Source organism: Enhygromyxa salina (genome assembly GCF_002994615.1).
GTDB classification, from domain to species: domain Bacteria; phylum Myxococcota_A; class Polyangia; order Nannocystales; family Nannocystaceae; genus Plesiocystis; species Plesiocystis salina_A.
In genome coordinates this window covers 21,860-36,641 of sequence record NZ_PVNK01000152.1, presented here as the reverse complement: position 1 = coordinate 36,641, position 14,782 = coordinate 21,860, and the positions used below count along the sequence as shown (strand labels likewise).

15 protein-coding genes are annotated in these 14,782 nt (G+C 69.6%); 3 read left to right on the top strand and 12 right to left on the bottom strand.

Annotated features, from left to right (window positions below):
- Nucleotides 1–434: 434 nt before the first annotated feature.
- Both ENSA5_RS16495 and ENSA5_RS16490 read right to left on the bottom strand, forming a co-directional pair.
- A complete protein-coding gene (locus tag ENSA5_RS16495; protein WP_181197822.1) occupies nucleotides 435–1,964 on the bottom strand; it encodes a tetratricopeptide repeat protein in 1,530 nt (509 codons plus the stop codon).
- A 221-nt stretch (nucleotides 1,965–2,185) separates the two neighbouring features.
- On the bottom strand, nucleotides 2,186–3,271 hold the full coding sequence (locus ENSA5_RS16490; RefSeq protein WP_106392622.1) for a lysylphosphatidylglycerol synthase transmembrane domain-containing protein: 1,086 nt from the start codon (nucleotides 3,269–3,271) through the stop codon (nucleotides 2,186–2,188).
- Nucleotides 3,272–3,468: 197 nt separating this feature from the next.
- On the opposite strand from ENSA5_RS16490, the gene ENSA5_RS37760 reads away from it, so the two are divergent.
- Nucleotides 3,469–3,858, top strand: a complete 390-nt coding sequence (locus ENSA5_RS37760; RefSeq protein ID WP_181197821.1) for a hypothetical protein — start codon at nucleotides 3,469–3,471, stop codon at nucleotides 3,856–3,858.
- Between the two features lie 244 nt (nucleotides 3,859–4,102).
- Here the strand turns inward: ENSA5_RS37760 and ENSA5_RS16480 are convergent, their stop codons facing one another.
- Genes ENSA5_RS16480 through ENSA5_RS37755 form a run of 5 tightly spaced genes read right to left on the bottom strand, consistent with a single transcriptional unit; the run spans nucleotide 4,103 to nucleotide 8,778 of the window.
- Nucleotides 4,103–4,951: a fumarylacetoacetate hydrolase family protein gene (locus ENSA5_RS16480; RefSeq protein ID WP_106392621.1), complete on the bottom strand. Its 849-nt coding sequence runs from the start codon at nucleotides 4,949–4,951 to the stop codon at nucleotides 4,103–4,105.
- Nucleotides 4,952–4,957: 6 nt separating this feature from the next.
- The gene (locus tag ENSA5_RS16475; RefSeq protein ID WP_146155769.1) at nucleotides 4,958–5,533 is read right to left on the bottom strand and encodes a hypothetical protein; all 576 of its coding nucleotides are present in this window, start codon (nucleotides 5,531–5,533) and stop codon (nucleotides 4,958–4,960) included.
- A 10-nt stretch (nucleotides 5,534–5,543) separates the two neighbouring features.
- Complete coding sequence (locus tag ENSA5_RS16470) at nucleotides 5,544–6,998, bottom strand: formylglycine-generating enzyme family protein (RefSeq protein WP_106392619.1); 1,455 nt, start codon at nucleotides 6,996–6,998, stop codon at nucleotides 5,544–5,546.
- Nucleotides 6,995–8,518 (bottom strand): sodium:solute symporter family protein, encoded by a 1,524-nt coding sequence (locus ENSA5_RS16465; protein WP_106392618.1) that lies wholly within the window; start codon nucleotides 8,516–8,518, stop codon nucleotides 6,995–6,997. Before ENSA5_RS16465 ends, ENSA5_RS16470 begins: the two co-directional genes overlap by 4 nt.
- A complete protein-coding gene (locus tag ENSA5_RS37755) occupies nucleotides 8,515–8,778 on the bottom strand; it encodes a DUF3311 domain-containing protein (protein ID WP_181197820.1) in 264 nt (87 codons plus the stop codon). Before ENSA5_RS37755 ends, ENSA5_RS16465 begins: the two co-directional genes overlap by 4 nt.
- A gap of 75 nt (nucleotides 8,779–8,853) precedes the next feature.
- Here ENSA5_RS37755 and ENSA5_RS16460 point away from each other — a divergent pair, with 75 nt between their 5' ends.
- Complete coding sequence (locus ENSA5_RS16460; protein WP_181197819.1) at nucleotides 8,854–9,684, top strand: metallophosphoesterase; 831 nt, start codon at nucleotides 8,854–8,856, stop codon at nucleotides 9,682–9,684.
- Between the two features lie 281 nt (nucleotides 9,685–9,965).
- Here the strand turns inward: ENSA5_RS16460 and ENSA5_RS16455 are convergent, their stop codons facing one another.
- The 5 genes from ENSA5_RS16455 to ENSA5_RS16435 form a co-directional block, all read right to left on the bottom strand.
- Nucleotides 9,966–10,196, bottom strand: a complete 231-nt coding sequence (locus ENSA5_RS16455; RefSeq protein ID WP_106392616.1) for a hypothetical protein — start codon at nucleotides 10,194–10,196, stop codon at nucleotides 9,966–9,968.
- Between the two features lie 378 nt (nucleotides 10,197–10,574).
- Nucleotides 10,575–11,738: an N-methyl-L-tryptophan oxidase gene (gene solA / locus ENSA5_RS16450; protein ID WP_146155768.1), complete on the bottom strand. Its 1,164-nt coding sequence runs from the start codon at nucleotides 11,736–11,738 to the stop codon at nucleotides 10,575–10,577.
- Entirely contained in the window at nucleotides 11,735–12,859 is a 1,125-nt protein-coding gene (locus ENSA5_RS16445; protein ID WP_106392614.1) for a tryptophan 2,3-dioxygenase family protein, read from the bottom strand. Before ENSA5_RS16445 ends, solA begins: the two co-directional genes overlap by 4 nt.
- Before the next feature lie 151 nt (nucleotides 12,860–13,010).
- Nucleotides 13,011–13,400 carry a hypothetical protein gene (locus tag ENSA5_RS16440; RefSeq protein WP_106392613.1) on the bottom strand — a complete coding sequence of 130 codons (390 nt, stop codon included), beginning with the start codon at nucleotides 13,398–13,400 and terminating at the stop codon, nucleotides 13,011–13,013.
- A gap of 2 nt (nucleotides 13,401–13,402) precedes the next feature.
- A complete protein-coding gene (locus ENSA5_RS16435) occupies nucleotides 13,403–14,347 on the bottom strand; it encodes a hypothetical protein (RefSeq protein ID WP_106392612.1) in 945 nt (314 codons plus the stop codon).
- 75 nt (nucleotides 14,348–14,422) lie between these two features.
- On the opposite strand from ENSA5_RS16435, the gene ENSA5_RS16430 reads away from it, so the two are divergent.
- Nucleotides 14,423–14,761, top strand: coding sequence for a hypothetical protein (locus ENSA5_RS16430; protein ID WP_106392611.1), 339 nt, complete (start codon nucleotides 14,423–14,425; stop codon nucleotides 14,759–14,761).
- The last annotated feature ends 21 nt before the right edge of the window (nucleotides 14,762–14,782 follow it).

Genomic DNA, 14,782 nt, shown 5'->3' with positions numbered 1-14,782 from the left:
CGCTGACGGTCGGGGGGGTCTAAAACACCCCGCGGGGGCTCCCAAAACACCCCCCATGCCCACAGTCAAACGAGCCCCCTTCTAGGGGGCCACGCAGGCGATTGCGAAGCTCATGCTAGCCCACCGAGGGAGGGAGCGCAGCGACCGAGCGACCGGCCGCTTGCGGCCGTGCGTGGCAGAGTCGCTGACAGTCGGGGGGGTCTAAAACAACCGACGGTCGGGGGGGTCTAAAACACCCCGCGGGGGCTCCCAAAACACCCCATGCCCACAGTCAAACGAGCCCCCTTCTAGGGGGCCACGCAGGCGATTGCGAAGCTCATGCTAGCCCACCGAGGGAGGGAGCGCAGCGACCGACCGACCGGCCGCTTGCGGCCGTGCGTGGCAGAGTCGCTGACGCCCAGGGGGGTCTAAAACAACCCCCCCCCTCAACCTCTTTACGGCTTCTCGATCCAGATTTTGCCCTGGCCGTACGCGTAGGTGACCTTGAGCTGCTCGAGCAGGGCGACGTTCACGAAGCCGCCGAGCTCGAAGCCGGAGAAGCCGCGGACCATGGCCAGCTGGGGCTCGCCGGGCTGCTCGAGGTAGACGAGGCCGCCCATGCCGGGGGCCGTCACGGACCCGAACGAGACCTGGTCGACGTAGACCATCTTGCGGCCGTTGTCGGGGTCCTCGGGGTTCTCGATCTCGCGCGGGAGGTGACCGCTCTTGAGGTAGGACTTGGCGGTCAGGGTGACCGCGCTGGCGTTGGCGTAGCCGAGCCAGGCCCAGATCGTGTGGTCCGAGCTGTCGATCGTGATCGGCGTGGCCGGGACGTGGAGGCTCCACTGGTCGAGCATGACCAGCGGGCGCTCGGCGGCGCCAGCGGGAGCGGCGCTCGGGGCGGCCTTGGTGATCGTCAGCGACTTGTTCGGGTAGTCGGCGACGATCGAGCCGATCTTGTGCAGAGCCTGGTGGCCGAGGATGACGCCGGCCTTGTCGGGCAGGCCCGAGGAGAAGATCGCCAGGTCGTCGATCAGCGCCGGGACGTTCTTGATCTTGATGCCCTTGAACTCGACCTCGGGGATCAGCGTGACCTCGTACTCGCCGAGGTTGAGCAGCGCGGTCTTGCCCAGGGGCTCGAGGCCGAGCGAGTCGGCGAGCTCCTTGTCGATCCGCGACTCGATCTGGAGAGGCGAGAACAGCGCGCGGCTGGGCTCGCCGCCGACGACGGCGAAGCTGTGAGTCAGCCCGGTGTAGATGTCGAGGCCGAGGTCCCCGGTGCCGGTCTCGCCCTCGATGACGACGAGCTCGCCCTTGCCCGCGAACGCGCGCAGGAAGTCGGCGTAGCCGCGGATCGCGTCGTTGGTCACGTCGGCCGCGGCGGCGCCACCGAGGAAGACCTCGTCGGCGACGGCGGGGCCCTTCTCGGTGTCGAGGGTCATGTAGTAGGCCCACAGCTGGGCGGCGCGGGTGTCGACGAGGACCGGCGGCTTGCAGACCTTGGCCTCGGTGTCACACCAGCCGCCGACCTCCTCGCAGTCCTCGAGCTGCTCGCAGGACTTGCCCTGGAAGCCCTCGGACTCGGCGGCGATGACCGGCTCGAGGATCGCGAGCGACTCGTCGTAGAGGCTCGCCGCCCGGAGGTTGCGCGAGAGCGCGACGCCGCCACCGAAGTTGGTCGGGTCGAGCTCCATGGCCTTGCGCAGGGCCTCGGTCGAGGCGTCGAAGTCGCCTGCGCGCCAGTTGGCGGCGCCGAGGACCACGTAGGCGTCGGCGTTGTCGGGGTTCTCGGCCAGCGCGTCTTCGGCGATCTTGCGCGCGGTCACGTAGCGACCGGCGCCGAGGGCCTCGTTGGCCTGGACGATCAGCTGGTTGACCTTGGCTTGAGTCTTGGCCTTCTCTTTTTCGGCCTCGACGTCCTCCTTGGACATGCCGCGCGGGGTCTTGGTACCGCTGCCCTTCTTGTCGCAGCCGGAGGCGGACACACAAAGGAGCAGACCCAAGGTGATGGGAGCGAGGACGCTACGGAAGCTGGGCATTCGCGTTCTCCTGGTCGCGCGACGGCCTGTGCCGGGGGCGACGGGTGGCGGGGAGGATACCCGCCGCGAGTCGGGCTCGGCAATGCTCGGGGCCGGGCTGGCCGGGCCGGTCCAAGTGGGGTGCCGTGAGCGAGCGCGCACGGGCCAACGGGTGGCACAGGAGGGGCTTACGTGGCGTCGGGCTCGGCCCGTCGAGCGCGCGCGAGCAGCCAGGCGCCGGGCAGCGCCAGCGCACACGCGCCCGCGAGCTGAAGCAGGTACATGAGCGCCGCGAAGCTCGACGCCGCGGCCTGCTGGGCCGGGGCGGTCAGCAGGCCGAGCGCCGCGGCCATGCCGAATTGAAAGCTCCCGGCCTGCGCGGGCCCGCCCGGGAGCTGGATCGCCAGGCCCACGATCGCTACGACCGCGGCCGCGTCTGCGAAGCCGAGCGCGAGCCCGCAGGCGAGCAGCACCAGCCACAGCTGGCAGATCGTCAGCGCCCAGTAGATCAGGGACCAGAGCAAGAAGGGGAGCCCGCGGCGCCAGTCGAGCAAGACCGCGATCGTCCCGGCGATCCGGCCCGCGGCCGCCGCAGCGCGCTGACCGAGGCGACCCGGGATCGTGCGCTCGACGATCCGCTCGAGCAGCTCCGGGCGCAGGGCCGCGGCCAGGAGCGCGCCGAGCCCGAGCACGAAGGTCAGGGCCATCAGGCGCCCGAACCCGCGCACGTAGGCGACGGTCTCGGGGTCCGCGTTACCCGCGATCGTGGCGAAGCCGAGGCCGAAAAAGAGCATGCCGACGATCACGAGCCCGTCGACCACGCGCTCGACGGCGATCGCCGAGACCGACTCCGCGAATTTGACCCCGGGCTGCTCGGCGCGCGTGAGCAGCAGCGGCCGCGAGAGCTCGCCGAGGCGAAAGGGCAGCATGATGACGATCGGGTAGCTGACCATCCCGCTGCCCTGCAAAACCCGCCAGTCGAAGCGCCGCTGGGCGTCGTCCGACGCCGCCGTGACCAGCGGATCGAGCACGAAGCGCAGACGCATCGCGCGGGTCAGCGTGTAGGGGATCTGCAGGGCGCACGCGGCGACGAACAGCCACGGCGCCGGGAGCACGAGCGGGTCGGGCCACAGATCGATGGGACCGAAGCGGACGACGATCAGCAGCAAGAGCGCGGCCGCGACGAGCGAGGCCAGCCACAGCAGCACGCGCCGCGTCGCGCTGGGTCGGCGATCATCGAGATCGCTCGCGGCGCTCGGCTCGGTCCCGCTCATCGCGGGGACGCTAGCAGGCCGACATCCAGTCTCCCAGGGCCCTCCGCGTTCCTGCAGCGGGACAAGCGCTTCGCGCTCAGGCGTGGGCGTGAGCGAGGCCCCGACCCGCCGCACAGAACACGTCGAGGACCTCGCGCCACGGGTGGTCCTCGTCGAGCCACGCACGCAGCTCCTTGCCCGGGATGTAGTCCATTGCGATGAAGACCTGGCCCGCGAAGGTCGCCTTGCCCGAGCAGGTCGAGGACGAGGTAGCGCCCGAGCCGTTCGGGCATGCCCTTCGACGGGAGCTGGACCGGTCGGTGGGCGCGCGCGGCGAGGGCTGCGTCGGCGGCGACGAGGGTCGCGTCGGCGGCAGCGAGGGTCTCGTCGGCGGCAGCGAGGGTCTCGTCGGCGGCAGCGAGGGTCGCGTCGGGACCCGTGGGAGTCGCGTCCTCGGGAGCGAGGGGCGCATCGATTGTCAGGTCGTTTGCAACGCGCAGATGGTCGACGACAGCGCTTCGAGCCTGCCAGCCCGCTCGCAGCGCTCGCCCACGCCGAGGCGAAGGACTCGTCGCTCAACGCTCCATCGTGAGGGCGGCGCACCGTGATGGTGTGGACGCTGGCATCTGCTGACGACGCGACTCCAAACAGATCGGGCTGCTAGCCCTAAATCTAGCGCTGAATTCAAAAAGCTGAATGATTTAGGGCTAGTACGAGCCGCAAGGCGAGCGTTTGGGGTGAGCGGAGGGGGCTTTGCCGCCGCAGCGAGGGGCCTTTTTGAAAGGCCCCTCGAGGACTAGAAGGCCTGAGTCGAGCGCGCAGCGCTTGATTCAGGGCTAGCACCCCGGGCTGCTAGACAATTGGAGTGACGAGGCGGCCGAGGTCGAGGCCCGCGAGCTCGATGCGCACGACCTGGCCTGGCGACAGCGCCGAGACGCCGGCCGGCGTGCCCGTGAAGATCAGATCCCCCGGCTCGAGGGTGATGCCCTCGGACAGATGCTCGATCAGCGTTGGGATCGAAAAGATCATGTCCGACAGCCGACCCTGCTGGACGCGCAGATCATCGAGGTAGCCGTGGATCTCGAGCTCGGCGACGGGCAGCTCCCAGCCCGGCGCCGTCAGGCGCATGAACGCCGACACCGGCCCAAAGCCGTCGAAGCCCTTGGCCCGCGTCCACTGCTTGTCGCGCTTTTGGAGGTCGCGGCAGGACACGTCGTTGCCGAGCAGATAACCGGCGACGTGCTGCCAGGCGTCGGCCGCCGCGACCGCGCGCGCCCGTCGACCGATGACCACGACCAGCTCCGACTCCATGTCGATGCGCTCGTAGCCGCGCGGCAGCGCGAGCGCGTCGCCGGACACGAGCAGACAGGAGGGGACCTTGACGAAGCTCAGCGGCGTCTCGGGCACCGCGTTGCCGAGCTCTTCGGCGTGGGCTTGGTAGTTGCGACCGATGCCGAAGATCTTCTGCGGCGCGCACGGTGGCAGGAGGACGGCGATGGGGCGGGGCTCACCGAGGGCGGGGGCCTCGGCCGCGAGCGTGGCCGGGTCGCTGAGCTCAGGGTTGTCACGGGCCTCGGCGAAGACGTCGGCGATCGGCTGCCAGCGGGTCTCGGGGGTCGGCGCGCTGCCGTCGGTGCGACAGCGCAAGGTCGTCGGCCTGCCGTCGAGGCAGGTGCGTGCGAGCCACGAGGTCGAGGTCATGGCTCCCTACTGGGTGTAGCTCAGGAACATGCTCGGCTTGTCCTTGGCGACGCCGCACACGATCGTGTACTCGAAGGTGTCGGTCTTGCCCCGGAGCTCGAGGTAGCCCTGGGGCATCGTCGCGCTGGCGGGGAGGTCGGAGATGGTCTCGCCGAGCTTGGCTCGGGCGTTCTCGATGCACTGCTCGGCCGTGGTCCCGGCTGGGAGCTCGAGGACGATCATCGATGAGGACTGGCCGGTCGGGAGCTTGGACGCCCGCTGATCCTGACGCACGATCGCTACGTGCTCGAACGCGTTGGGGTCAAACCACGGCGGCGCGGGGCTGGGCGCGGCTTCGGGCGTGGGCTGGGCGCTGAACTCATCGTTGGCTGCGGGCGCGGGCTGCTTGGCTTCGGGCGCGGGCTGCTTGGCTTCGGGCGCGGGCTGCTTGTCGTCGGCGCCGGCCTTGGCGGGCGCGGCCTCGCCCGCGCCCGAGTCCGGGGGCTGACAGGCGAGGCACACGAGCGCGCTCGCGGCGAGCGGGAGCAACCATCCCCGCGGGCGAGAGCTGGTGCGGATACGGGCGAGAGGACGGATCGGCATCGCGCGGATGTTAGCGACTGCGGATGCAGCGGGCCATCAGGGCCTCGTCGTCCGTGGCCTCGACCATGTCCCACTCGGCGGTCTGGGTGTCGACGAAGGTCTGCTCGGCGGCGCCCTCGACGGCCCAAAACGGCCCCGGGCCGCCAAACCACACGCTCACGGCGCGGATCTCCTCGAGCGTCGGCAGGCGCCAGCCGTTGCCGCCCTCGGGCAGCTCCTTCGGATCTCCGGGGGCGATCAGCACGCTGCAAAAGCGCGCGGCCTCTTCGCGGTCGACGGCCTCGGCGACCCCAAGAAAGAGGTCGTAGCCGTCGACCTGGCGGTAGAGCGGCAGCGGGGCCACGGGCTTGGGCACGGTCAGGACCGTCGCGTCGGGCTCGAGGTCGGCCGCGCAGCGGAACCCGAGGCGCTCGTGCTGGGCGATCGCGCGATCGTCTTCGAAGTTGTTGGCCGGGGGCTCGGCGATGGTCTGGCCCTTGGCCAGCTGCCACGCGGCCGCGCGCGCGCCCGAGCGCCCGCCCTTGATGACGTAGCGCGTGCCGAGATCGCAGTCCGAGCCGCCGCACAGGCCCCGCTTCCACGCCGCCCACGAGCGCGCGAGCGGGCCGTCTTTTTTGCGGAATTCGCCGCCGAGGTAGCGCGAGAGGTTGGCGTCGCCCTCGTAGGCGTCGGCGACCCACTCGATCGCGTTGCCGCCGAAGCCCTTGAGCCCGAAGTAGCTGACGTCGAGGGGGTCGTAGCCGACCGGGCCGAGGGCGAGCCCGAGCTCGTCGCGGAACTCGTGACCCCAGGGGAACATCCAGCCCTCGGGGCCGCGCGCGGCGTACTCCCACTCGGCCTCGCTCGGGAGCCGATGACCGCGGGAGCTGCAGTAGGCCTCGGCTTGCTCGTGGGTCACGCAGGTCTGCGGGAAGGCGTCGAGCTCGGCGTCGCCGAGCTGGCGGTCGGTCGGCCGCCCGTCGGTGCCGTCGAGGCAGACCGCCGGGCTGCAGCTGCCCGCCTCGACGCACTTGGAGTAGGCCTTGCGCGAGACCTCGTAGCCGTCGATCCAGTAGCTCGGGAGCTGGTCCTGGAACAGCGGCTGACCGGCGTGCTCGTGGTGGGGCCGCTCGCGACCCGAAGTGGCGTTGTAGCGGGCCGGGATGTCGCCGCGCATGAACGCGCCCGCGGGGATCTGGACCATGCCCCCGAACTCGTGCTCGCGCGTGACGAGGGGGACGCAGTTGCCGTCGGGGTCGATGCCGCGCCCGCGCCCGCACTCGTCGGCGCTGGCGACGGTCTCGGGCTCGTCGGCGACGGGGTCCTTGCCCTCGTAGGGCACGCCGAGCGGGACCTGGTGGGGCTCGTCGAAGTAGGCCTTGCCCTGGCCGGGCTCGGCGTCCTGGGGCGCGCAGCCGAGCAGCGACGCGGCGACGGCGAGCACCGTGAGGGCTGGGAGACAGTAAGAGGTGTCGGGGGAGGTCATAGCTCGAAGCGGCGAAGCAGGGCAGCGTGGGGTCGCGGGCCTGCGAGCGAGAAGATGACCATGGCGAGCGTGTTGACGACAAGCCCTATCAGGCCGATCTCCAGCTCGAGCGGGTTGAGCGTCGCTGCGAGGCCCGGCGCGGTCTTCTGGATCACGAACAGCCCGACGACCGTCGTCAAGCCCGCGATCAACCCGGCCCGTGCGCCAACGCCGTTGGCACGGCTCCAGTACAGCCCGAACATCACGACCGGCAGAAACTGGATCGGGATCGAGTAGGCCAGGAGGAGCAGATCGACGATCGAGATCCCGCCGCTGTTGCCGAGCAGGACCCAGCTGACGAGCGCGAGCACGATCACGACCACGCGGATCGCCCGCGTCTGACCGAGGTCGTCCTCGCGCAGCGGCTGCTGCGATCGACCGAGCGCCCGACGGAGCGCCCGCCCCAGCGGCCGCGACTCGAGCGGCAGCAGCACGTCGCGGACCATGATCGAGCCGCCCGCGTGGAGCAGCGCGTCACCGGTCGACATCGAGGCCGCGAGGATGGCGAAGGCGACGAACGCGAACAGCAGCGGGTGCGCGGCCTCGCCCTGGACGAGATCGACGAGCCACAGCAGGACCGAGTCGTCGGCCGGGCCGCCGCTGAGCACGGCGACGTAGCCGAGGAACATCAGCGGGAGGATGAAGAACAAGAAGCTCGGGTAGAACACGACCGAGAGCTGCACGAGGCGCGCGCTGCGGGCAGTGAAGCACTTCATGAACATGTGCGGCCACATCGCAAAGCCGAGGATCGACATCAGGATCTCGGAGCTGTAGCGCGTGACCGGCGTCTTGGCCTCGGGCCCCGGCAGCGTGAGGTACTCGGGGTGCTCGACGACCACGCGGTCGAACATCGCGCCGACCGAGCCGTAGAGCGTGGTCGGCAGCCAGATCCCGATGACCCACACGGCCGCGAGCATGACGATGCCCTGGATCACGTTGGTCCACCCGACCCCGCGGGCGCCCCCTGCGAGCACGTAGATCAGGACCACGCCGTAGACGAGCGCCGCGCCGAGCTGCTCGGGCCAGCCGGTGACCGCGTGCATGACGAGACCTGCGCCCTTGAGCTGGATGACCAGGTAGGGCACGAAGGCGACCAGCGTCGCGGCGCCCATGAGCACGCTGACCGCCGGGCTCTCGAAGCGCGCCGCGAACATTTCGGCCTGGGTCACGAAGCCCTCGCGGGCGCCGATCCGTCGGACCCGGGCGCCGTAGAAGAACAGCGGGACCAGGCCGACGGCGCCGTAGGCGAGGACGTAGAACGCGTCCGAGCCCTTGGCCACGATCCGCTGGGGCGTCCCGAGCAGCGCGTAGGCCGAGAAGATCGTCGCGCCGACGACGAAGTACATGACCAGCGGGCCGAACGCGCGCTCGCCCGCGACGAAGTCGTCGGTCCCGCCTCGGCCCCTGCGCCCGGCGACCACGCCGACGATCAGCGCGATCAGCAGGTAGGCGAACACCACGCCCGCGGCCAGGGGCTTCATGGGTCGCCCCCCTCGCCGGGGTCCAGATCTGGGCTGTCCTCGTGGTCGTCGATCAGTCGAAGTCGATACAGCACGACCAGGACCGCGAAATTACTGCCGATCACCGCCAGGACCCAGACCAGCGAGAAGGGCAGGCCGAGCAGGCGCGGCTCGACGCGGTTGCCCAGCCATGGATAGATCGGCCAGACCAACGCGGCGGTGGCGAGCGTGAAGTAGAGCACCGCCAGGCGGCTCCCCCACTTCGAGCGGGTCGAGGTCATCGAGGTACGCTAACCCACATTGGGTCACGGAAAAATTTGCCTTGCGTCGACGCCCAGGGGCCCCATGGTTGCCGGGTGGCCGCCCCGCGCCTGTACAGCGCCAGCCAGTCCGTGCGCCGGGTGGTCGGTCTCGACACCGAGGTCCGCCTGCGCGAATGGACCGTATGGATCCCCCAGCTCGCGCCCGGTCACGACGGGCTCCGCATCGGGCACATCAGCGACGTCCACGTTGGCGTGGTCACCCCGGACCAGCGGATCCGCAACGCCGTCGAGCTCATCGCCCGAGCGGCCCCTGATCTGTGCCTGCTGACGGGTGACTTTGCCAGCCGCCGCGCAGCTCCGCTCTCGCGCCTGGGCACGCTGCTCACGGGCCTGCCGACTGAGCGCACATACTTCGTGCTCGGGAACCACGATCACCTGGTCGACGCGGGCCAGGTGACGCGCGAGCTCGAAACCGTGGGCTACACCCACCTCGAGAACCGCCACCACACCATCGAGCTTCGCGGCGCGCCGCTACACCTGATCGGCCTCGACGACCCCGTGACGCGTCGTCATCGGCCGGCGGAGGCCCTGAATGGGGTTCCGGAGCTCGGCACGCGGGTCTTGTTGGCACACCAGGCCGAGAGCGTCGGTGAGGTGCTCGAGCTCGGGCACAACATCGATCTGTGTGTCAGCGGCCATACGCACGGCGGTCAGATCTATGTGCCTCGCCTGACCGAGAAGCTCATGGCTCGACTCGGGCTCCGACATCTCCGTGGCCTGCGTCGCTACGAAAACGACGGCCCATGGCTCCACGTCACCCACGGGGTCGGCTCGGCCGTCACGCCCTTGCGCGTCGCGTCGCGACCCGAGGTCGGGCTCTTGACTTTACGCCGCGATCGCTCGGGCGTAAGGTTTTCGGGGTGACCTGTCGCGCGAACGTGTGATGATTCGGTGACCATGAGGATCCAAGCTCGCTGGCGACGGCCATTCGCTTGTAACCCTCTAGATCTGCGTCACGTACAACAGCAAAGCATGGTCGGCAGCGTACGCGGTCGTACAGTGGTGACCATCAGATCGCGTTCACCTATCACTGGTCCAACGAAAGCTCTCGACTCCGGCTCCACTGGCGCCGGTCAAAAACTGGGCCATGCTGAGGTGGGCTTGCGATAAGCCCGCACTTCCAGGAAAGGTAGACCATGAGTCTTCTAGCCAATATCGATCATCTCGCCATCGCAGCCGGCATCGAGGCCGTCGTCGCTGAGGGCGACTCGCGCGAATACCGCGGCGACCACGCCTGGTACCCGGTCCTCGATGGAGCGCTCGATCTGTTTCACCGAACCGGCGAAAAGAGCATTCGTCTCGTCGTCGGCAAACACACCATCGTCGTCCAAAAAGAGAACGAAGAGACCGTCGCGGTCGTCTTGCCCACTGGCCACGCGATCGCCAAATCCCTCCGACGGATGATCCGTCGGATGGCTCGCAAGAACCGTGGTCCCTTACCCAAGCCCAGGCAGGAGATGGGCACGAGCACCGCTCCTTCGACCACGCCCTCGGCTCCGCCTGCGGTCAGCAGCTCACCGGCGATGCCCCACGCACCGGGCAAGATGCCACCGAGCAGCCCATCCGTGTCCAAGCCGAGCGAGGAGCCCGCAACCCCGAGCGGAACACCGTCCAGCGATCGTGGAGGGTCCACCGACCGTGGCGGCTTTCCGAACTACTGAACCCACGGACCGCCCCCGCGGCGGTCCATGTCGATAACAACAGAAGACTCCTCGCGATCTTTGGGGGTGGGGCCAGGTTCAGCCCCACCCTCTCTATTGTCGGCGAAATCGTGGCAACGCGAGCTCGCTGCGGCCGTCGAGGGTCAACTCGGCGAGCGCGAGGCCGATCACCGGGGCGAACTTGAACCCGTGGCCCGAGAACCCGGCCGCGATCACGATGCGCTCGTCCCCCGGGTGACGCTCAATCCAGAAATCACCGCTGGCGGTGTTGGTGTACAGGCAGGTGCTCGTGGTCGAGATCTCCCCCGCGTCCGGCAGGTAGCGGGCCAAGAAGGCCCGCAGCGGCTCGAGGTCGAGCTCGTGCACCGCTCGGTCGACGGTCTCCGGGTCGACGGGCTCGTTCATGAACGCGAGCCGCGGATCGGTCGAGCAGTGGCACGCGAGCTTGAACCCGCTCACGCCCTCGTCGTTGGCTGGGAAGCCGTAAAAGAAGCCCTCGGGCACAAACGCGGCCCAGACCGGGAGCTCGCGCAGGCGTGCGCGACCGGGCTCGTCCGCGCGGGCCCAGGCGAGCACGCGCCTGAGCACCTGGAGGGGTTCGGGCTCGAGCGCGTGCCCGAGCAGATCTTTGGACCAGGCCCCAGCCGCGACGACGATGTGATCGGCCGCGACCACGGTGCCCTCGTCGAGCAGGAGCCGAGGCCGGTCGCCGCCCGACACAAGCTCACGTACACGGGCGCCGTAGTGGAGCTTTGCGCCGTGGGCCCGAGCTTCATCGCGGAGGGCGTCGAGGCACGGTGTCACGCGCAGGTAGCCGCTGTCCGGTGACAGACACGCGGGCCACTCGTCTGGGACCCGCAGACCGAAGCGGGCTCGAGCGGCCGCTCCGGTCATGAGCTCGTGACGGATCTCGTGCTCGCGCAGGGCCGCGAGGGCGGCCTCGAACTCGGGATCGCCCGCGGCCCCGAACTCGAGCAGGCCGCAGCGGACGAGCAGCTCCGCTCCGACGCGCTCGCCGAGCGCCGACCACTCTCGGTCGGCCGCGCTGACCAGCGTCACGTAGTCGGAGCCCTCGTGGTAGGCGTGGCGGATGACCCGGGTGTGGCCGCCGTGGCTGCCGTGGCCATGGATGTGCCCGTGACGCTCGAACAGCTCGACCTGCGCGCCGCGGCGCGCGAGGGCCCAGGCGGCGGCCAGGCCCATCGTCCCGCCGCCGACGATCGCAACTCGTGGTCCTGCTCGGGGCGGCCTCGTCACTCACGGCCCTCGGCGAAGCCGTAGTACTCGGGGTTGCCGAGCTTGGGCAAGGCCTGCTTGCGCAGCAACAGCGTGCGTACGGCCCACACGTCACGAAACACGCGATATTTCAGCGCGGTCTGATCGAGGTAGTCGACGCCGGCCGAGCCCCCGGTGCCGGTCCGACGTCCGATCACCCGTTCGACCATCCGAGCGTGTCGCTGGCGGAAGATCAAGAAGGTTTGCTCGAGCGCGACGATCGAGTCGAGGATCTCGCGGGGCCAGGCCAGCAGCGGCAGCTCGCGGTAGCTCTCGATGAACAGCAGCGAGGCGCGGATCCGTGAGCGCCTCCTGCGTTGGGCGTCGTCGACGTCTTCGAGGTCTTCGGCGAGCAGGAAGGTTCGCGCGCTGTCGACCTCTCGGCTGTAGCGGGCGTCGAGGCGCGCGCGATCTTTCTCGGTCAGCGCGTCGGCGATGGCGCGCGCGCGGACCTTGTTGATCTCGTCGACGTGGGCCTGCAAGAAGGCCTCGATCGTGGCGCGGATGTGCTCGTCATCGTTGGGATCGTCGGGTAGCGAGCCGTGGATCGGCGTGCGGTGGAGCCAGTCGTCGAGCGCCTGAAGCAGGCTCGGACGGTCCTCGAGGCGCGCGCGGACCCGGCGTGAGGCCGGCGACTCGCTCCCGTCGGCGTACTTCAGCGCGCGCAGGTAGGTCTCGTGCCCGAGGGGGATGCGCTCGGATGACTCGAGGCCCATGATGATCTCGATCTCGCGCAGCTGGGCCGACTGAAACCCGCTCGCCGGGCTCAGCTTGTCGCGAAACGACAGGTAGTCCCGGGTCGTGAGCGTCTCCATCAGCTCGAAGTGGGTCGCGACCTGCTTGAACAGCAAGACCGTCCGCCGCAGGCCTCGAACCGCGCTCGACAGCGACTGCTCGGCGACGTGCTCGGCCGCGAACAGGTCGCGGATCGAGACGAGCTCGCGCAGCGCGAGCTTGAACCACAGCTCGTCGATCTGGTGGATCGTGATGAACATGACCTCGTCGTTGGTCAGATCATCCTCGCTGTCGGACAGGCCCTTTTGCTGCGACAAGATCTCCTCGACCTTGACGTAGTCCCAGTAGGTCGGAGATTTGCGCGACATGACAGGCAGACGCTGCCACGGACCATCGACGGACGCGAGCCCTCGCGCGCGCGCCAACCCCGGCCCGTGCGTATGCGGCGGCTCACAAACACGCGGCCGACCTCGGGGGGCAGCGCAGGCGGACCACGACACGTGGACCCGGACACGCAGATCAAAGCACGCGGACGGTCACTTCGCCGCCCTTTTTGGGGATCGTGAGCACCCCGCGGGCGAGGACCCGCTCACCGTCGCGGACCTCGAGGTCGTGCTTGCCTGGCTTGATCGGTACGTAGAGCGCGGGCGCAGTGGCAATCCAGACGCCGTCGACGAACACGCTGCCCCGGCCGCTGTCGAGCTGCACGCTCAGCTGCGCGTCGGGGCGCTTGCGGTTGCGTTTGGCCTCGCGCCTGCGGGTCGCGTCGTCGAGCTGCTCGTTTGCGGACCAGCTCGCCCCCGAGATGCAGGCTCGTGGACCGCACTCTTCGGCTGCGTGGGCGCTGGGGGGCGCGAGCACGCAGGGGAGCGCGAGGGCAACGATCGTGATCAGACGGGTCACGCTCATGGCTAGAAGCTCCCCACGACGCCGAGGCCCGCGCTGCCGGGCCCGAGCACAGGTACGAAGGTCGCCGAGGGGCCCAGGTCGGCCTGTTTGCGCTTCTTGACCCCGAGCGCGAGCAGGGCCGCGCCGACGCCGATACCGACGCCGGCCAGGCCGATGCCGACCCCGGCCATCGCGTTCGCGCTGCGACCTCGGGCCGCGGCGGCGCTGTGCTCGGGCTCGTAGACCGTTGGATCCTCGACTTCGGACTGTGCCGAGGCCCCGCGCGCGAGCCCGGCGACGCCGATCCCGGCGCCGGCCAAACCAACGACCATGGCCGCGGCGCCCCCAGCGATGAGGCCGGTGCCCGGTTTTGCTGGACCGCGCTCGTTGCCCTCTTCGGCTGCGCTGGCGGCCGCTGCGGCCGCGGCCTGCTCTTGCTCGAGCTCGGTGATCAGCGCCTTGGCGTCGGTGACCACCGCCTCGGCCCGCCCGATCATCGTGGTGACGTGCTGGGGCGCGATCGGCTGCCAGCGCTCCGAGGTCGCGCCGTCGCGCAGGAAGTAGAGCATGTCGAGGGCGAGGGCGACCCGATCGATCGCCGTCTGGGCCAGCTCGCTCGAGCGCTCGGCCCGGGCCTGGTCGCGCCAGGCCTCGGCGGCCTCGACGATCAGGACGGGATCCTCGAGCTCGATGCCCTTGGCCCACAACAGCTCCGCGGCAGCGCCATAGTTGCCGGCCTCGGACAGCTGGCGGCCGCCCTCCTCGATGCCGAAGCGCGCCTCGCTGGCGGACTCGGGGGTGATGTCTTCGTCGCCGAAGCTGGCGAGTTGCTCGCCCAAGCTGTCGCCCAAGCTGTCAATGAGCCCGTCGGTCCACGCTGGCGGCGCGCTCGCGAGCACCGGGCTCGAGACCAACAAGGTAACGATCGCGGGGAGGCAGACGAGCTTCGCGCGCGTGCCGGGCAGCACGACCCAGGTTTAGCACCCGAGCGCGCCCTTTGTCATGGCGGCGCTCTGTCGACGTCTGTTAAGCTCCCGCGTGTCGTGACCCGCACGCGCTCCCTACTGCTCACGGCGCTCGTCGGCTTCGTGCCGGGCCTGGTGCTCGGGGGCTGCTACAGCGGCTTCGACGTCGAGGACAAGCAGCCGCCGGCCGGCTTCCCCGGGGGCAAGTGTTTGGGCAGCGTCTGCAACCAGGGCGTCGAGTGCATCGTCGACGAGCAGGTCTGCGTCGACCTCGTCGATCCCTGCAAGGGCATCTATTGCGGCGGCAACGGGGCCTGCGGCGTCGACCTCGACACGAGCTTGCCCTTTTGTACCTGCAACCCGGGCTACACCAACGAGATGTATGCGTATTTTTGTACTGCCACCTCCGGTCTCTGAGCCGGTCTTCGAGGTGATGCC